Origin of the sequence: Synechococcus sp. UW140, assembly GCF_900474295.1 — a bacterium.
Lineage (GTDB): Bacteria > Cyanobacteriota > Cyanobacteriia > PCC-6307 > Cyanobiaceae > Synechococcus_C.
The window spans coordinates 130,806-149,740 of the sequence record NZ_UCOB01000028.1; the positions used below are offsets into that span (position 1 = coordinate 130,806).

Annotated in this window: 15 protein-coding genes; 6 read left to right on the forward strand and 9 right to left on the reverse strand. The window is 58.6% G+C overall.

Annotated features, from left to right (window positions below; all coding sequences use genetic code 11):
• Window position 1 precedes the first annotated feature (1 nt).
• From rlmN to rpsT, 7 genes are all read right to left on the reverse strand, one after another.
• The gene (gene rlmN / locus DXY10_RS12040) at window positions 2-1,054 is read right to left on the reverse strand and encodes a 23S rRNA (adenine(2503)-C(2))-methyltransferase RlmN (protein ID WP_115019598.1); all 1,053 of its coding nucleotides are present in this window, start codon (window positions 1,052-1,054) and stop codon (window positions 2-4) included.
• A complete protein-coding gene (locus DXY10_RS12045) occupies window positions 1,051-1,203 on the reverse strand; it encodes a high light inducible protein (protein WP_115019599.1) in 153 nt (50 codons plus the stop codon). Before DXY10_RS12045 ends, rlmN begins: the two co-directional genes overlap by 4 nt.
• Before the next feature lie 68 nt (window positions 1,204-1,271).
• On the reverse strand, window positions 1,272-5,378 hold the full coding sequence (locus DXY10_RS12050) for a DNA-directed RNA polymerase subunit beta' (RefSeq protein WP_115019601.1): 4,107 nt from the start codon (window positions 5,376-5,378) through the stop codon (window positions 1,272-1,274).
• 55 nt (window positions 5,379-5,433) lie between these two features.
• Entirely contained in the window at window positions 5,434-7,338 is a 1,905-nt protein-coding gene (locus tag DXY10_RS12055; RefSeq protein ID WP_115019603.1) for a DNA-directed RNA polymerase subunit gamma, read from the reverse strand.
• A 49-nt stretch (window positions 7,339-7,387) separates the two neighbouring features.
• Window positions 7,388-10,681 (reverse strand): DNA-directed RNA polymerase subunit beta, encoded by a 3,294-nt coding sequence (gene rpoB, locus DXY10_RS12060; protein WP_115019605.1) that lies wholly within the window; start codon window positions 10,679-10,681, stop codon window positions 7,388-7,390.
• Between the two features lie 298 nt (window positions 10,682-10,979).
• The gene (locus DXY10_RS12065) at window positions 10,980-11,765 is read right to left on the reverse strand and encodes a TatD family hydrolase (protein ID WP_371411153.1); all 786 of its coding nucleotides are present in this window, start codon (window positions 11,763-11,765) and stop codon (window positions 10,980-10,982) included.
• Window positions 11,766-11,827: 62 nt separating this feature from the next.
• Window positions 11,828-12,130: a 30S ribosomal protein S20 gene (gene rpsT / locus DXY10_RS12070; RefSeq protein ID WP_115019609.1), complete on the reverse strand. Its 303-nt coding sequence runs from the start codon at window positions 12,128-12,130 to the stop codon at window positions 11,828-11,830.
• A gap of 120 nt (window positions 12,131-12,250) precedes the next feature.
• Here rpsT and hisD point away from each other — a divergent pair, with 120 nt between their 5' ends.
• Window positions 12,251-13,573, forward strand: a complete 1,323-nt coding sequence (hisD, locus tag DXY10_RS12075) for a histidinol dehydrogenase (RefSeq protein WP_115019611.1) — start codon at window positions 12,251-12,253, stop codon at window positions 13,571-13,573.
• Window positions 13,574-13,578: 5 nt separating this feature from the next.
• Here hisD and rpiA read toward each other — a convergent pair whose 3' ends face one another.
• Complete coding sequence (gene rpiA, locus DXY10_RS12080) at window positions 13,579-14,274, reverse strand: ribose-5-phosphate isomerase RpiA (RefSeq protein ID WP_115019678.1); 696 nt, start codon at window positions 14,272-14,274, stop codon at window positions 13,579-13,581.
• Window positions 14,275-14,334: 60 nt separating this feature from the next.
• Window positions 14,335-15,402, reverse strand: a complete 1,068-nt coding sequence (locus DXY10_RS12085) for a trypsin-like peptidase domain-containing protein (protein WP_244282296.1) — start codon at window positions 15,400-15,402, stop codon at window positions 14,335-14,337.
• A 255-nt stretch (window positions 15,403-15,657) separates the two neighbouring features.
• Here DXY10_RS12085 and DXY10_RS12090 point away from each other — a divergent pair, with 255 nt between their 5' ends.
• The 5 genes from DXY10_RS12090 to DXY10_RS12110 all read left to right on the forward strand — a co-directional run bounded on the left by DXY10_RS12090 (window position 15,658) and on the right by DXY10_RS12110 (window position 18,929).
• Window positions 15,658-15,927, forward strand: coding sequence for a hypothetical protein (locus DXY10_RS12090; protein WP_115019614.1), 270 nt, complete (start codon window positions 15,658-15,660; stop codon window positions 15,925-15,927).
• A gap of 125 nt (window positions 15,928-16,052) precedes the next feature.
• Window positions 16,053-16,517: a hypothetical protein gene (locus DXY10_RS12095; protein ID WP_371411154.1), complete on the forward strand. Its 465-nt coding sequence runs from the start codon at window positions 16,053-16,055 to the stop codon at window positions 16,515-16,517.
• 132 nt (window positions 16,518-16,649) lie between these two features.
• On the forward strand, window positions 16,650-17,117 hold the full coding sequence (gene rimP, locus DXY10_RS12100) for a ribosome maturation factor RimP (protein WP_115019682.1): 468 nt from the start codon (window positions 16,650-16,652) through the stop codon (window positions 17,115-17,117).
• Between the two features lie 67 nt (window positions 17,118-17,184).
• Window positions 17,185-18,663 carry a transcription termination factor NusA gene (gene nusA, locus DXY10_RS12105; RefSeq protein WP_115019616.1) on the forward strand — a complete coding sequence of 493 codons (1,479 nt, stop codon included), beginning with the start codon at window positions 17,185-17,187 and terminating at the stop codon, window positions 18,661-18,663.
• Complete coding sequence (locus DXY10_RS12110) at window positions 18,660-18,929, forward strand: YlxR family protein (RefSeq protein WP_115019618.1); 270 nt, start codon at window positions 18,660-18,662, stop codon at window positions 18,927-18,929. The genes nusA and DXY10_RS12110 overlap by 4 nt, the downstream gene beginning before the upstream one ends.
• Window positions 18,930-18,935 lie beyond the last annotated feature (6 nt).

The following is an 18,935-nucleotide window of genomic DNA, read 5'->3' on the forward strand; positions in this document are numbered from 1 at the left end:
CTTAGATCGTGAGTTCTGACCTGTTTTGTCTCCGCAATTGACCGCAGGCGGCGTTCTGATCCAGTCCGCGGCTGGCCCGCAGGCTGACGGCCACGCCACGCCTCTCCAAAACCCGGCGGAAACCAGCAATCCGCTCTGATGAGGGTCTCTGGAATTCCTCCTCCTCGATCGGGTTGTAGGCGATCAGGTTCACATGGCTCTGAAACCCCCCGACCTGATCGGCCAGCTCCTCAGCATGGGCTGGATGGTCATTGAGACCGCCCAGCAGGATGTATTCAAAGCTCACCCGCCGGCCCGTGATCGCCAGATAGTGACGACAGTCGTCGAGCAGCTCGTCATAGGGGTAAGCGTGAGCGGTAGGAATTAACTCCTCGCGCAGCTGCTGGTTGGGGGCATGCAGACTCACCGCCAGAGTGAACTGGGCTCGGCCAAGTTTCTCCATGGCCAGTTCCGCCAGCTTGGGCAAAGTGCGGGGCACCCCCACAGTGCTGACGGTGATCCTGCGCAGGCCAATTCCGAGATCGTCGTTGAAGCAACGAATCGCCGCCAAGACCGCCTCGATATTGAGTAGCGGCTCGCCCATGCCCATGAACACAACATGGGAAGGTCGGCGATCCATCACCTCGCGGATACTGAGCACCTGATCAACGATTTCGTGAGTTGCCAGCGAACGTTGAAGACCGCCTTTTCCTGTGGCACAGAACCGACAGGCCATCGGACATCCCACCTGACTCGAGACACACACCGTGAGCCGCTGATCTGTAGGGATGCCAACCGTTTCGATCGTCTCGGCATCATCGGTACCGAGCAGCAACTTGGTGGTGGCATCACTCGCCACGGACCGCAGTTGCTCATGGAGGCGTCCAATCACCACGCCCTGATCTTGCAGTGCCGCACGCCAAGCCTTCGGCAGCACGGTGATCGCATTCAGATCACGTGCCCCTTTGCCATACAGCCAATCATGCAGTTGACGCCCGCGGAAGGCCGACTGCCCCTGGGCCACAGCCCACTGCTCAAGCTCAGCAGCACTGCACCCGAGCAGAGCGGAGCTCACCAGGAAATCAAGCCGTGACCGAGCTTGTATTCAAGGGCCAACAAGGCGATAAAGCCGAGCATGGCCACCCGTCCATTGAACTTTTCGGTATGGGTGTGGAAGCCATACCGAGGCAACTTGCGTTTGGGAATCAGCGTGGGATCAAGCATGACCGGGACACATGGGACAAGTCAGTCTGGAGTGGCGGAAGCCACTGGCGTGAAGGTTGAGCAGAGACTCACTCATCGCTGAGAAGACCTTCTTCTTGAAGCCCTTCCACAGCTTCAGCATCCACCACCTGCTCTTCCTTCAGCTCGTTGTCGGCGTCAGGACGGGCAAAGGCAGCAAGGCTGCTCTTGTCCTCGATGCCATGACGGGTACGAGTGGCGGACAGATCGGCATCACTGGGATCATCAAGCACTGCAGTCGCCTTGGCGGCATCGGCGGCAGGCATGTCAACGGTGTAGTCGGGGCGAAGGTTTTGCATCCGGCGATACCCAGCAGGGTCTTCCGACAGGATGTCGGGATGCGGCCCAGCTTCTGCACGCAGCTCCTCTTCGAAACCGCTGAAGCCAGTTCCTGCAGGGATCAAGCGTCCGATGATCACGTTCTCCTTGAGACCCCGCAACCAATCACTCTTCCCTTCAATCGCCGCTTCAGTCAACACGCGAGTGGTCTCCTGGAAGGAGGCCGCGGAGATGAAGCTATCGGTGTTGAGAGAAGCCTTGGTGATACCCAGCAGCACTGGGGTGAACTCAGCGGGGGCACCACCTGTGATCGACATGGCCTGGTTCGTGTCTTCGACCTGACGTAACTCGATCAACTCCCCAGGAAGCAGGGTGGTGTCGCCGGCGTCCTCAATTCTCACCTTGCTGGTCATCTGACGGACAATCACTTCAATGTGCTTGTCATCAATGGACACGCCCTGAGACTTGTAGACGTTCTGCACTTCATTCACCAGACGGTGCTGAAGCTTGGCGATCGCCTCCTGGGCTGCATCCATCAGTGGCTTGCGAGAGCGCAGATCCTCGAAGATGCACTCGAGAAGTTCATGCGGATTGATCGGGCCATCAGTGAGCAACTCGCCGGCATGGACTTGCTGTCCATCGCTGACCATGACGTTGCGGCCCAGCAGGATCGGATATTCAGCCACGGCATCGTCGGCTTCAATCACCGTGACCGTGGTGGTCTCGTCATCTTCACCCTGCTTGATCTCAACGACGCCGGGCTTCTTGCAGAGGATCGTCGATTCCCGCGGACGCCGGGCTTCTAGCAATTCTTCGATTCGAGGCAGACCCTGAACGATGTCACCGGTCTTCTGTCGTTCAAACACCAGAAGAGCCAGGGCATCGCCTCGTTGCACAAGGTCGCCATCGCGAACGTGGAGAACCGAGTCTGGCGAAATCATGTAGGGGCGGCCGAGACGCAGAGTGACGGAATTACCTTCCACCGCTTCGATCTCTCCACAGCAGCCGGCGGGTTGACCGGCGCAGAGCTCCTCCCCATCCACCACTCGCTCACCAACACCCACCGTCGGCTTAGCGCTGGTGGTGATTGTGGTGGTGTCTTCCTCACGCTCGACGATCAAACGGCGCACGGGCTCATCATCGAGTTCTTCAGGCATCTGGGCCACACCCTCCTGCTTGCAGAGGATCTGGGTGGTCGCAACCACATCAGCAGCCTTGATCGACTGACCATCCTCCACCTGTAATTCAGTGTGGGTCGAGCCATGGCTGGAGTCGGACATGGTGTCACGACGCACAAGGATGCTCTCGAGGATCACCAGCTGCAGACGCTCGATCGTTTTGGCCCGCTTGTCTGGCACGCGCTCCACATCAACGGTCATCTGCGGAGTGGTCTCGAAGGTTTCGAGACTGAGCTGAGTCTTCAGGAGCTCGACGCCCTCCACAGACTTGACCAACTCGTTGTCCTTGAAAGCGAGGCGCTGGGTGGCTTTCAAGCCCAGATGGGGACCGTTGGGCTGCTTCACGTGACCAAGCTCAGGCAGCTGAGCTTCGTTGGGGATGGTGTACTCCTCAACGGGACGCAAGAGCAGACCTGTGCCTTCCGGCGTCTCCACGGCTTGGACATAGACCATCGCATCGCTGTTGATGCCCTTCGCGATCGCCTCACCGGGATTCACCATGACACCGTCACCTTGGAAGCGCTCAAGCGCCTTCTTCTCGGTGCAGAGGTGGAAACTGCCACTGCGCACGATGATCTCGCGCAGGATGTCGTTCTTCTGGGTGACGGTGACGATGCCGGCGGTCTGACTAAAGATGTCTTTCACCACCTCGGTGCCGGCTTCGATCCACTGGCCGTCCTCGATCATCAGCAAGGAAATGTCCTTGTTGATTTCATGGGTCTCTTGAGGGATCCAGAGCATGGTTCCGCCCTTGTTGACCTCGTAACCGTTTTTGGCGGAACGGGCCTTCTTGATGGCCAAACCGGTGGCGAAACGCACCAAACCACCGGTCTGAGTCCGAAAACGATCATCAGCGAGCTCGGCCACCACTTCACCCGATCCGATTTTGCTACCGGGGATGGTGTTGAGACGGTAACGCGTACCGTCCTTCGCCTCCAAATTCCAGATTTCTCCTGCGTGGGTGGACTCGCCCAAAAGCTTGAAGTCTTTGAGAGTCATCGCGGTGGTGACAATCTGCACCTCGCGAGAGTCACCGAGGGAGTCGCGCAAGCGCACATCACCGCCGTACTCACTTGCCTGGCTGGCCTCGGCAAGCACCTGGCCCTCCGTGACCGTGTCGCTCGGTTTGACCACCGGCTTGGCATTGGGGGGCAGGTTGTAAACGTCACCGGCGAGAACCCACATCCGGCCGAGCCTCTGAGCCTTGCGTGTGATGTTGCCCTGACGATCAGTCACCTCTCTGGGCTGGATCGCCTGCTCATAACGCACCTGACCAGCCAGGTCGCAGATGACATCTTTGGTTGCTTTCTCAACACTCTTCTTGACAGCGCCGGCAGAGATCTGAGCGACAGTGACATCAGAGGCGATCTGCTGGCCATTGTCGACAAACAACAGCGAACCGTTCGTGATTTCGATCTTCTGTGCCTTGCCCTTGCCAGACGGCTTGATCGTGAGTGTGAAATCGATCTCAGCCTGCTCGGCATTCACACCATGAGGGGTGCGGTAAAGACGCACACGAGCTTTAGGCCCAAATTCAACGGTGCCCTCAACTTTGGAGCGCACAACACCAGTTTCAGCAGTGGAGACACCACCGGTATGGAAGGTGCGCATGGTGAGCTGGGTCCCGGGCTCACCGATGGACTGAGCCGCAACGATGCCAACGGCCTCACCCAGGTCCACAAGCTCGTTATGAGCCAGCGCCCATCCATAACACTTTCGGCAGACCGAACGGTTGGCTTCACAAGTGAGGGGCGACCGCACCATCACTGCAGGCACTTCGGCCTTCTCAAAGCGTTTTGAGAGAGGCGGATCAATTTCGGTGTTGCGCTCCGCCAGCACCTCACCCTCAGTATTGACGACTTGATCCGCGGTGAGGCGTCCAACAAGGCGACTGCCGTACTTGCCGTCCTCGGCCTTCACCATGATCGAGCGGGTGGTGCCGCAGTCGTCCTCACGGACGATCACATCCTGGGCGACGTCGACAAGACGACGGGTGAGATAGCCCGAGTCCGCGGTCCGCAGTGCCGTATCCACCAGACCCTTACGGGCGCCGTAGGAGGAGATCACATACTCGGTGACCGTTAATCCCTCCCGGAAATTAGTGCGAATCGGAAGGTCAATGATCTCGCCCTGGGGATTGGCCATCAGGCCACGCATTCCCACCAGCTGACGCACCTGCGACATATTGCCGCGAGCACCTGAGTTGGCCATCATCCAGACCGAGTTGAGCGGATCGTTCTGGTTGAAGTTCTTCTTGACTGCATCGACCAGACGCTCATTCGTCTCGGTCCAGGTGTCGATCACTTTGGTATGACGTTCCACCTCGGTGATCTCGCCAAGGCGATACGACTCCTCGGTGGCCGTGATCAGTTCTTCCGCCTGCCCGAGTAGATCCTGCTTGGCTTCCGGCACCTTGAGGTCATCCACCGAAATGGACACAGCCGCCTGGGTGGCATACCTAAAACCCAAATCCTTGAGCTGGTCAGCCATCACTGACGTGGCTGCGGTGCCGTGGTGCTTATAAGCCCAAGCGACCAGCTGTTTGAGGCCCTTCTTGTCCACCACCCGATTGCGAAAGGGTGGTGGAGTCTTGGCAAGAGCCCTGCTGGCTGCAGCAGCGGCCGCGGCCTTGGCAGCCTTGGCCTTGGCAGCCTTAGAGCCCTTGGCGGATTTGCGGGATTTGGAAGGAGTGGAGGTCATGGCAGCGATCAGTCAGTCGTTCAAAAAATGGGAAATAACGGGATCAATTCAGGCGTCAGGTGGCTGCCACCGAATCAATGATCGTGTGATTCATGACGACACGGCCCACTGTCGTAAGGATGTAGCGACTGATCAGCGCTCCGTCCTCATCGAAACGATCTCGGCGATAGGTCCACTGTTCAAGGCGGGTTCCATCGCTGAGAGTCTCGGACTTGATCGGTTGATCCAGTTCTTCCTCATCGTCGACTTCACCGTTGAAACGGACCCATACCCACTGATGCAGGCTGAGGCGATTGTCCGCGTGAGCACGGATCACATCTTCTAGATCGGAGAAGGTGGAGGAGCGATCGCCGAAGTCCACGGTCTTGGCATCGGGCTGGAGAGCTGTGAGGTAGTAAGCACCAAGCACCATGTCTTGGGAAGGAGTGATGATCGGCTCCCCAGTAGCAGGCGAAAGGATGTTGTTGCTGGCCAGCATCAGCATGCGAGCTTCGGTCTGCGCTTCAATTGCCAAGGGCACGTGCACTGCCATCTGGTCACCGTCGAAGTCGGCGTTGAAAGCCGGACAAACCAACGGGTGGAGCTGGATGGCCCGACCATCAACAAGCTTGGGTTCAAAGGCTTGAATCCCGAGACGGTGCAGGGTTGGAGCACGGTTGAGCAGGATCGGGTGACCATCGATCACTTCCTGCAGCACCTGCATCACCTCATCATCCGCACGCTGGATGAGCTTTTTAGCTGCCTTGATGTTGTTGACGATGTTTTGGCGGATCAGGCGATGGATCACAAACGGCTGAAACAGCTCGATCGCCATCTCCTTGGGTAAGCCGCACTGATGCATCTTCAGCTTCGGTCCAACCACGATCACAGAACGACCGGAGTAATCAACCCGCTTACCAAGCAGGTTCTGACGGAAACGACCCTGCTTACCTTCAATGATGTCGCTCAGTGATTTGAGCGGACGATTATTCGCACCGACCACGGTGCGGCCACGACGCCCATTGTCGATCAGTGCATCGACGGCCTCCTGCAACATCCGCTTCTCGTTGCGGACGATAATTTCAGGGGCAAGGATCTCCTGCAGGCGTGCCAACCGGTTGTTCCGGTTGATCACACGGCGGTAAAGGTCATTGAGATCCGAGGTCGCAAAACGACCGCCATCGAGCTGCACCATCGGACGCAGATCGGGGGGGATCACGGGGATCACATCGAGCACCATCCACTCGGGACGGGCATTGGTCGCGATGAAGTTGTCGATCACACGCAGGCGCTTAATCAGCTTGGCGCGTTTCTGGCCCTTACTGCCGGCGATCTCCTCACGCAGCTGCTCGGCCACCTCCTGAAGGTTGAGGTCTTCAAGCAACTGCTTGAGAGCCTCAGCGCCGATGCCCACCACCGGCTCATTCTCGATCTCGGAATCCTCTGCATAGATCTCGTCTTCGATCTCAAGCCACTCATCCTCAGTGAGCAGCTGCTTGTACTTCAGATCCTTGTGATCGCCAGCATCAAGAACGGTGTAGCAGTTGAAGTAGACGATCTGCTCGACATCACGCAGTGGCATGTCAAGCAGGATCGCCACGTAACTGGGAATGCCCTTGAGGTACCAGACGTGGGATACGGGAGCTGCCAGCTTGATAAAGCCCATGCGATGGCGTCGCACCCGGCTCTCCGTGACCTCCACACCACAGCGTTCACAAACAATGCCGCGATGACGCACCCGCTTGTACTTGCCGCAATGGCACTCCCAATCCTTTGAGGGACCGAAGATCTTCTCGCAAAACAGCCCGTCCATCTCGGGCTTAAGCGTGCGGTAATTGATGGTCTCAGGCTTGGTGACCTCTCCCACCACCTGGCCATTGGGGAGGGTGCGCTGACCCCACTCCATCACCCGGTCAGGGGATGCAAGTGTGATCTTGACGTAATCGAAGTGATTTTCAGTGCGGAGATTGCTGTTGCTCATTGACGGTTAGGGAAAGAAGGAAAGAGTTGTGGGTTCGATCGTTGATCCGTCAGTCCTCGTCGTAATCCGCGACGCCGAGGGATTCGTAGGTGGGCCTGCTTGGTGTGCTCCGGCGGGGGTTCACGTCCTGCATCAGATCCACTTCCTTACCTTCATCTGTGAAGACAGCAATATCAAGGCCGAGCGACTGCAGTTCGCGCATCAGCACCTTGAAAGACTCAGGGGTACCGGGACGAGGGATTGGCTTGCCCTTGACGATGGCGTTGAGGGCCTCATTACGCCCCTGCATGTCGTCTGACTTGACAGTGAGTAGTTCCTGCAGTGTGTAGGCGGCGCCATAGGCTTCAAGAGCCCAAACTTCCATCTCACCGAGACGCTGACCACCTTGCTGCGCCTTGCCACCGAGGGGCTGCTGGGTCACCAAGGAGTAAGGACCGGTTGAGCGAGCGTGAATCTTGTCATCGACCAGGTGAACAAGCTTGAGGAAGTGGGAGTAACCCACAGCAACAGGCTGATCAAAAGGCTCGCCGGTGCGGCCATCAGTCAGAAGGAGTTTGCCAGGGGAATCGGGGTTGTAGATCCAGTCCTTACCGGGCTGACTTGCCGCTTCCTTGAGGAAAGCCTCGACGGTCTGCTGGGACTTCTCAGCGCCGTACATCTCGTCGAAGGGCACAATTTTGACGCGGCAATCAAGGTTTGATGCAGCCCAGCCCATGAGCAGCTCAAACACCTGACCCACATTCATCCGGCTAGGCACACCCAGAGGATTGAGAACGATATCGATGGGCGTTCCATCGGGCAGATAAGGCATATCTTCGCGGGGAAGAATGCGGCTAATAATTCCCTTGTTGCCGTGGCGACCGGCCATCTTGTCGCCGACCTGAATCTTGCGTCGTTGGGCGACATAAACGCGCACCACCATGTTGGCGCCAGGCGGCAGCTCATCACCCTGTTCACGCGTATAGATCCGCACGTCCACCACACGTCCGCGCTCAGTGCTGGGCACCCTCAGAGAGTTATCGCGCACATCTCGAGCCTTTTCGCCGAAGATCGCCCGCAGCAGTTTCTCCTCAGGGGGTTGGTCGGACTCCCCTTTGGGAGTGACCTTACCCACCAAGATATCTCCGCTTTCAACGAAGGCACCAATCCGAATGATGCCCATCTCATCAAGGTTGCCGAGGCTTTCTTCAGCAACGTTGGGGATCTCGCGGGTGATTTCTTCGGGGCCCAGCTTGGTCTGACGGGCTTCAATCTCGTACTTCTCGATATGCACCGAGGTATAGAGGTCGTCGTTGACCAAACGCTCACTAACAAGGATTGCATCCTCGTAGTTGTAGCCCTCCCAAGGCATGTAAGCGATCAGCACATTCTGACCGAGTGCAATTTCACCGCCCTCACAAGCAGAGCCATCAGCCAACACCTGGCCAACGATGACTGGATCTCCCTGACGAACAATTGGGCGCTGGTTCAGACACGTGTCCTGGTTTGAGCGCTGGTACTTCTGCAGGAAGTGGGTGTGATCCACCCCCTCTTCGTCCCGCACAACAATCGCCGTGGCATCCACGAAGGTGACGGTTCCATTGACACGCGAGATCGGCACCATGCCGGAGTCACGGGCCACTTGGGTCTCGAGTCCCGTACCCACGAGAGGACGCTCAGGGCGCAGCAGTGGCACAGCCTGACGTTGCATGTTGGAGCCCATCAAGGCTCGGTTGGCATCGTCGTGTTCCAGGAAAGGGATGAGCGACGTTGCCACAGAGATCACCTGCACAGGTGAGAGCTGGACGTAGTCAACCTGCTCTGGAGGGACCTTCTCGAAGTCCTGGCGGTAACGAACGGGGATCAAATCGGCGAGGATCCGACCGTCGGCATCAGTGGCCACGTCTCCAGGAGCAACTCGGCACTCGTCCTCAAGGTCAGCAGACAGGTAGATCGGGTCACCCTTCTTGAGCACCACACCGTTCTCAACCTTCCAGAACGGCGTTTCGATGAAGCCGTACTCATTCACCCGGGCATGGGTCGCCAGGGAGTTGATCAGACCTGCGTTCGGTCCCTCGGGCGTCTCGATTGGACAGAGACGGCCGTAATGGGAAGGATGAATATCGCGGACAGCGAAGCCAGCACGTTCGCGAGTCAGACCGCCTGGACCCAGCGCACTGATCCGACGCTTGTGCGTGAGCTCAGCAAGGGGGTTGGTCTGATCCATGAACTGGCTCAGCTGGCTGGAGCCGAAAAACTCCTTGATCGCCGCCACCAAGGGCTTGGGATTGACGAGCTGGGCCGGAGTGAGCGAATCCGTTTCACCGACGGTCATGCGCTCTTTAATGATTCGCTCCAGGCGATTGAGGCCAACACGGACCTGGTTCTGAAGCAGCTCACCAACAGAGCGGACCCGACGGTTCCCTAGGTGATCGATGTCGTCAAGACTGGCACCACCGACGTCGAGTTCAAGATTGATCAGATAGTCAAGGGTTGAGAGCACATCCTCATGGGTGAGGGTGCGCACGGCATCGGGGATCGTGAGCCGCAGCTTCTTGTTGATCTTGTAACGGCCGACTCGCCCAAGGTCGTAGCGCTTGGGATCGAAAAAGCGAGTCTGGAGCAACTGCTGACCACCGCTGACTGAGGGCGGCTCACCCGGACGCAGCTTTTTGTAGAGCTCCAACAGCGCCTGGTCTTCGGAGCTGATGCCCTCATCATTCGCAGCCTCGATCGACTTGCGGTAGTACTCGGGGTGCCGGAGCTTGTCGATGACGTCGTTATCCGACAGTCCCATCGCACGCATCAAGACGTGCGCATTGATCTTGCGGGTCTTATCCACCCGCACGTGCAACAAGTCGTTCTTATCGGTTTCAAACTTCAGCCAAGCCCCCCGGTTGGGGATGACGCTGGCGTTGTAAGTGCGGCGGCCGTTCTTGTCCTGTTCGTCTTTGAAATAAACACCAGGACTACGCACGATCTGGTTCACGATCACGCGCTCGGCGCCGTTGATGATGAACGTGCCGCGCTCGGTCATCAGGGGGAGTTCACCGATGAACACCTCCTGTTCCTTGATCTCCCCTGTCTCCTTATTCACCAGACGGCAGGTGACATACATCTGGGAGGCAAAGGTGGCATCCCGCCGCTTCGCCTCTTCCACATCGTGACGAGGACGCTTCAATCGGTATTCACTACCGACGAAATGCAGCTCGAGCTTTCCGGTGTAATCCGTGATCGGGGAGAAGCTCTCCAGCTCCTCGATCAGGCCTTTGTCAAGAAACCACTTAAAGCTTGCCCGCTGCACCTCTACCAGATCGGGCAGGTAGGTGGCGGTCTTGGCGACCTGAATCGCGCTGCTGCTCATGCGGAGACCTGCAGATGTGAAGTGGGGGACAAAAGGCCTGAACGTTGGATCGTCATGACCGAGAAACCATCGATGCCCAGCGAACGAAAGCCGTCCCCCTCAACGGAGAACGGCTACCGCAACCGGGCTTTCAGAGATCTCGGGACAGAACGGCAGACGTCGTCAATGCACCGGAAGGAAATGGACGCTTCTGGGAGCTCAGGCGCAGATCATGCACCCGGGCCAGGCCAATGAACCATCTTACACTTCAGGGTGTTGCGTCGAACCCCTTCCGGCTTGACAGGTTTTGATTCGGGGATCAAGGCAACCCGAACAGACGCCGAGCATTAGCGGTGCTTGTCGTCGCCACCTCGTCGAGGCTCTGACCTCGCAGCTCCGCCACTCTGGCCGCCACAGCCGCGACATAGGAAGGCTCGTTGCGCTTGCCACGACGGGGCACTGGAGCAAGGAAAGGGCAATCGGTTTCTACCAAGAAACGGTCTTGCGGCACCCGGCGAGCACATTCATGCGTTTCGGCTGCTTTGGCGAAGGTCACCGTGCCGCTGAAACTGATGTAGAGGCCCAAGTCCAGAAATGCCTCCATCTCATCAGGGGTTCCACCCCAGCAATGCATCACACCAGCTGGGCATCGCCCCTCAGACCGACGAGAACGCAGTTCCTCGAGCATGGGCTCTGCAGCATCCCGGCAGTGAATAATCACGGGCTTATCAAGCTCCACCGCGAGATCCAACTGAGGCCTCAGCACATCCAACTGCTCAGCAAGATTTTTATCGCGAAACAGATCTAGGCCCAGTTCGCCAATGGCCACCACTCTGTTGTCGTCCAGTGCAGCCTGTCGCAACACCACTGCGGTGCTGTCCTGCCAGTGCTCGGTATCGAGCGGGTGCACTCCGACTGAGTAACGCATCTCAGGGAAGCGATCGGCCAGGGCACGGATCGCAGGGATCTCAGCCGGCTCGACGCACGCATGCAAAAGAGAGACAACACCGGCTTGCCTCCAACGGCTGGCAACAGCCTCAAGATCGTCTTCAAAGTTCCGAAAAACGATGTGACAGTGGCTGTCAATCAGTGTTGGAGACCTCACCAGGACCTGAAACGCGCCTTCAGATCCATTCTGCAGGTCACCCGTACGACCGGGGCGTTGCTTCAGGCCGCGGCGGCCGGTTCAATCGCCTTCTTCACAGCAGCGCTGAGACGCGACTTCTGATGGGCTCCATTGTTGCGATGCAGCACACCGACCTTGACGGCCTTATCGATCTTGCTGAAAGCAGCCTTCATGCTGGCCTGAACCGAGGCCTTGGCGTCATCGCCTGGCTCGGATGAATAGGCGTCGCAAGCGCTGAAGCAGCGCTTCATCAAGGTACGCAGCGCAGACTTGTAAGTCTTGTTTTGGACACGGTTGCGCTCCGCAATCTGAACGCGCTTCTTCGATGACTTGTTATTAGCCACTGAGTCGGATACTGGTTCGACAATCCATCACCATAACCCAGCGAGTGCACGCTTCCCCCACCTCCGGCAAGGGAGCTGAAGGGACCTAGTTTGAAGCGGCAGTCGCCCTCCAGCCCGCCGATGACAGCGTCGAGCAGTCAGTCATCAGCGCCCTCTTTGCTGCGTTGCCTCCGTGACGTGGGCGCAGCGGAGCAAGTCCTCGACCAACTGGCCAATCGCACAACCGGCGACACACAACAGCAGGCGCAGGCCACGGTGAACGGCATTCTCACTCAGGTGCGCCAGCAAGGGGATCGCGCCCTGATCGAACTGACGCAGCGATTCGACCACTTCCGCCCCGAACCACTGCAAGTGGCTCCAACGCTGTTAGAGCAAGCCTGGACAAACACCAGCAACGATCTGCGCGATGCCCTGGAGCTCGCCCATCGGCGCATTCAGGATTTCCATCAGCGGCAGAGGCCCAAGGATCTAGAGATTGAAGGTGTGCACGGCGAGCGGCTTGGTCGCCGTTGGCGACCGGTATTGCGAGCTGGCCTCTATGTGCCGGGCGGGAGGGCTGCCTACCCCAGCACGGTGCTGATGAATGCCGTACCGGCCCGCGCTGCAGGTGTGGACAGGATCGTGATGGCGACACCCGCCGGACCGGATGGTGAAGTGAATCAAACCGTGCTCGCAGCGGCCCATCTCGCTGGAGTGCATGAGGTGTATCGCATCGGCGGAGCCCAGGCGATTGCCGCCCTGGCCTTCGGCACTGAAACAGTGCCCCGAGTGGATGTGATCTCCGGCCCGGGCAACATCTTTGTCACGCTTGCCAAGAAAGCGGTGGTGGGCCAGGTGGGAATTGATTCCCTTGCAGGCCCCAGCGAAGTACTGGTCATTGCTGACCACACCGCCAGGGTGGAGCAGGTCGCCGCTGATCTCTTGGCCCAGGCCGAACACGACCCCCTTGCAGCAGCGATCCTGCTCACCACTGAGCAAACCTTGGCCGATGCCCTCCCTGCCGAACTTGAGCGGCAACTGGAGGGGCACCCCCGCGAAGGGATTTGTCGTCAATCCCTCCAAGACTGGGGGGTGATTGTTGTGTGCGACAACCTCGAAACCTGCGCAGGTCTCAGTGATCGCTTCGCCCCAGAACACTTGGAACTGCTAGTGGAACGGCCCCAACACCTTGCCGACCGCATCCTCAATGCAGGAGCTATTTTCATTGGCCCCTGGTCACCGGAAGCTGTCGGGGATTACCTCGCAGGCCCCAATCACACGCTGCCGACATGCGGCACGGCCCGCTTCAGTGGTGCGCTCAGCGTTGAGACGTTCATGCGCCACACCTCTCTGATTGCCTTTAACCGGGCTGCCCTTGAGGCAACGGGACGAGCAGTTGAAGAGCTCGCCCGCAGTGAAGGGCTGCACAGCCATGCCAATTCAGTGCATCTCAGATTGAGCTGAGCGTCTCAAGATCCGCGTTCGAGGCTGCGCACCCCGGCCACGTCTCCGTTGACCTCGCCCACTAGCACCTCGTCCGCGAGATTCACGAAAAGTCCATTCTCGAGCACCCCGGGGAGATTGTTGAGGTCGCGCTCAAGACCCACGGGATCAGCAATCCCGCCGTTGAACTTCACATCGAGGACCAGATTTCCCTGATCGGTCACAACAGGGCCAGCCTTGCGCGTGGCCATGCGCAGGTCCGCATGGCCACCCATCGCCTGAAGTTGGGCTTGGACCTGACGCCAGGCACCGGGCAGCACTTCGACAGGGAGGAGAAAATCGAGGTTGAGGCGATCCACCAACTTGGTGGTATCGACCACAACAACAAAACGATCGGCACGACAAGCGACCAATTTTTCCTGGACGTGGCAAGCACCGCCACCCTTGATCAGCTGAAAGGCGGCATCCACCTCGTCGGCCCCGTCGATAGCCAGATCAATCCGATCGACAGCGTTGAGGCTGCGCAACGGGATGCCAAGTTCTGCCGCGAGCACCTCGCCCTGAAACGAAGTGGTCACACCAACAATGTCCTTCAGCTCACCAGCCGCAAGCTTGGCCCCGAGCCCTTGGATCATCAAAGCAGCGGTGGAACCCGAACCAAGCCCAAGCACCATGCCGTCCTTGATCTGATCCACAGCAGCTGTGGCCACCGCTTGTTTCATCTGGGTCTGAAGATCCACCGTCGTTAAGTGAAAAAGATCGCGCGACCGTAGCAAGAGTGCTCATCCCAGGCCAGGCAGTGGAGCCGGTTTGACCGAAAGGCGCAAGACCTTATCGTTGCGGACCACCTCGAGAGCAAGGGGCGCATCAATCTCAGCACGATCCACTTCACTGAGCAGCGACTGGGGATCGACGACGGCTGTCTCACCGGCAGTGATCACCACATCACCACGCCTTAAGCCAGCTTTCTGGGCAGGACTATCGGGCAGAACGGTCTGAACCAATGCACCAGATCGTTCCGGCAACTGCACCAGAGCATTCGGATCCTGGTTGTGTTCACGGGCGATCCGTGCCGTGAGAGGCACCAGCTGCAAACCCAAATAAGGATGGACCACCTGACCATCAGCCACCAGCTGATCAGCCACCCTGCGGGCCAGGTTGATGGGGATGGCGAAACCGAGTCCAGCACCGGGGCCGGAACGCACAAGGGTATTGATGCCAATCACTTGCCCCCTGGCATTGACCAACGGCCCCCCTGAATTTCCTGGATTGATGGCTGCATCGGTCTGAATCAAGTCCAAACGCTTATCAGAAAAGCCGAGGCTGCTGATATTGCGGTGCAGGCTGCTAACGATGCCAAGCGTCACCGTTCGCTCAAGCCCATAAGGAGTGCCGAGTGCAATCGCCCAATCTCCAACTTCCAAGGCCTCCGAATCTCCCAGGGGGGCCACCTCAGGCGAAGGGCCTTGCTGAAGGCGCACCAAGGCGAGATCCGTCACTGGATCGGTACCGACAACCAAACCGTCGCGCTGATCACCATCAGCAAGGGTCACCGTGACCTCATCCACTCGCTCAACCACATGGGCATTCGTGAGAATCAGACCATCGGCAGCAATCAACACTCCGGAGCCCTGACCACGTTCATGCTCCATCCCCCCGGGTTCACCAAGTAGGTCTCGAAGCAGGGGATCAATCAGAGTGGGGTCATAGGGCTGACGCTCCACGGTGCGTTCCGTGTCGATCCGCACCACGGACGGTGCCACTTGGCGAACGGCCTTGGCGACGAAGCTATGGGGACTGTCGGGGGTCGCCTCCACAAAGGAAGGGAAGACCAACAGAACAGCGGCCATGAGGGAGAAGAGCAATGCCACTCCTTGAGAGCGCCTGAGGCGATTCATGGCTGCGATCACAAACGGAAAATCTCATCCGCAACTTAGGGAGCACGGTGGGTTGGTGTTGTGTGAGCCCAAGCAAGGGGCGCGCTGTGGCTGCATCAAAAGCACTGGGAAGAGAAGGGATCGGTAGGGCGCTGCGCATGGCATCCGTTGTTGCAACGGAGGTTTTGTCCTGCCATTAATTTGCGCCGTCATCTCAGGGTCCAGACCATGACTGCCCCCACAAGCCAGCGCCTTCGCTGTGAGCTCTGTCAGGTGGAGATTGACTGCAGCAACGGGATCGATCAGGTGTTGTTCAGCCTTGGTGGAGCCGGGTCCCGCAGCAAGCTTTGGGTCAGGGTTTGTCGGTACCTCAGTAACGATGAACAGAAGGCCAGCTGCATCAATCAAGATGCAACGAAGCGCGGCGAAGAACAGCCCGGCGACCGCTACGACGAAGCTCCTCCCCTTGATCTGGGCAGAGCCAATGGGGGTAGCTGATCCCTGTCGTGCACATCTGGGCGTGGGCTGTGGACAGCTCTGAATGCTCAGTTCAAAGTGACAACAGCGCCTCTTTCAAGATCATGCGGCACTCCAGACATCGGCTCGCCCTTCTTTCCTCAGCAGTGGCAGTCACTCTGGTGTCAGTGCTGCCCGTTTCTGCACAAGCCTCCTGCACGTTTCTGACGCCGGTCGGCGGCAATGGCAGCGGGCCCAAACCATGGATCGTCAAAAAGAAAGTGGAGCGTCCGAAGGGATTGCTAGGACGAGCTGTCGGTCGCACCAACTGGAACACCGATTTCGTCGTCAATCAGCCCTATCGCTCCTTCAAATTGTTCTTCACTGCCGACTCAACAGACGGCAATCCTGGCGCGTATCCAATTCAGGCATTCCTCAAATTCAGCGATGGCGGCAATCTGAAGGTTGTGGATCAGACCATGCAACCGCCAACGGGGACAGGAGCACAGTTCGGACCGTTCACCTCTCCTTCAGGCAAAGCAGTCAGCCAGGTGAATTTTCGGATTGGAGCGAACAACGACCCTGCCGCAACCGGCTTCAGCTATCGGATCTCAGTGCAGGGCTGCAACTGATTCAGACAGCTGCACAACCTGGCTGTCTTCCCTCGATCCACTACATTGTTGACAGGCCTGGCGAGTCCTTCTCTCCAGGAGGGTGATCTCAGCATCAGCCGTCGGGCCAGAGCCCGACATCCCAGCCCCTCGTTGCCCCATCCCCTCCTGCCAGATCTCACTTCTGTCGCAGCAAAAGCCGCTGCCGACCAAGGATTTGAATTGGCAGATCTTCAGATGCTCACCCATCTGAGGCCGATGACGGTTCAGATTCAAATCCGCCACACCAGCGGTGACGATGTGACCCTCGACGACTGCGCTGGTCTGAGTCTTCCGATGGGCGAAGCGATCGAGGCATCCACACTTTTAACGGAGGCCTACGTCCTGGAGATCAGCAGCCCTGGCATCGGAGATCTGCTCCAGAGCGATCGCGATTTTCAGACATTTAGGGGGTTTCCCGTCGACGTCATCTTTCTAGATAACGAGGGACAACAACAAACCCTGGCAGGGTCTCTTCTGGAGCGGACTGGTGATCACCTTGAAGTCAATATCAAGGGTCGAATCAAACGAATCCCCCGATCGAGCATCCGCTCTGTGCAGCTGACCAGCCCCACCAGCTAGTTAGAGCAGCCCATCTCTCCGGTCGTGTCTCCGACCCACCACCTTTTCTTCTTTCCTTCAGCCCTCGATGGCACTCGTTCTACTCCCCGGCCTCACCAACCTGATCGATGACATCAGCGACGAGAAAAAGCTGCCACCTCAGGTTGTCGAAGCCGCCCTGCGCGAGGCTCTCCTCAAGGGCTACGAGCGCTATCGACGCACCTTGTATCTGGGGATCAATGAAGATCCATTTGACGAGGAATACTTCAGCAATTTCGATGTTGCGCTCGATCTCGATGAAGAGGGCTACCGGGTGCTGGCCAGCAAGATCATCGTGGAAGAGGTCGAAAGCGACGACCATCAGATTGCTCTCGCCGAAGTGATGCAAGTCGCCGATGACGCCCAGGCAGGCGACACGGTGGTGCTTGATGTCACTCCTGAGAAAGAGGAATTTGGCCGAATGGCGGCGGCCACCACGAAACAGGTGCTCGCCCAAAAGCTGCGAGATCAGCAGCGCCGCATGATCCAGGAGGAATTCGCCGACCTTGAGGATCCAGTGCTGACCGCACGCGTGATCCGTTTTGAGCGCCAGTCCGTGATCATGGCAGTGAGCTCTGGGCTGGGTCGGCCCGAGGTGGAAGCGGAACTGCCCAGACGCGACCAGCTACCCAATGACAATTACAGAGCCAATGCGACCTTCAAGGTCTTCCTGAAGGAAGTCAGTGAAGTGCCGCGGCGTGGGCCACAGCTGTTTATCAGCCGGGCCAATGCTGGCCTGGTGGTGTACTTGTTCGAAAATGAGGTACCTGAGATCCAGGAAGGATCGGTGCGGATCGTGGCTGTGGCCAGGGAAGCCAATCCCCCCTCTCGTTCGGTCGGACCGCGCACCAAGGTTGCTGTCGACAGCATCGAAAGGGAAGTCGATCCGGTTGGCGCCTGCATCGGCGCCAGGGGATCCCGCATTCAGCAGGTGGTGAATGAACTGCGCGGCGAGAAGATCGACGTGATCCGCTGGTCCTCAGATCCCGGCCAGTACATCGCCAACTCCCTCAGTCCGGCCCGTGTCGAGATGGTTCGCCTGGTCGACCCTGTCGGTCAGCATGCCCATGTGCTCGTGCCCCCCGATCAGCTCAGCCTCGCCATCGGTCGCGAAGGACAGAACGTGCGTCTTGCGGCCAGGCTCACTGGATGGAAAATCGATATCAAGAACTCACAGGAGTACGACCAAGCCAGCGAAGACGCGGTCGTCGCCGAGCTGATCTCCCAGCGAGAAGAAGAGGAGGCATTGCAGAGAGAGGCCGAGGAGCGCCTGGCTGCCGAGCAAGCGGCAAGGGCTGAGGAAGACGCCCGTCTGCGCGAGCTGTATCCCCTACCTGAAGACGAGGAGGAGTACGGCCAAGAAGACATGGCAGAAACGATGGAAAGCATGGACGATGCCACTGCGATGGCTGAATCGGGCGAAGCCGAAGCAACCGAGGCACCCACTGATGAGGTGGAGGGCGTCAAGGCCGAATCCGTTGAGAGCGACAGCGAAGCCGTGACCGCTGACGAGGATGGGGCCCGGTGAACGAACCACGCCCTGTCCTGCGTCGCTGCGTAGCCTGTCGAGAGTTGTTGGATCGCCAGCAACTCTGGCGCGTCATCCGCGACCACAGGGAAGGGGTCCTCTTAGATCGGGGGATGGGTCGCTCGGCCTACCTCTGCCCGACCGAGGCCTGCCTGGATGAGGCACGTCGCCGAAAACGTCTGAATAAGGCCCTGCGATGCCAGGTGCCCGACAGCGTTATCGCCACGTTGCAGGAGCGGCTCTCCTTTCAGAGAGACAGCCGCTGAGGCAAG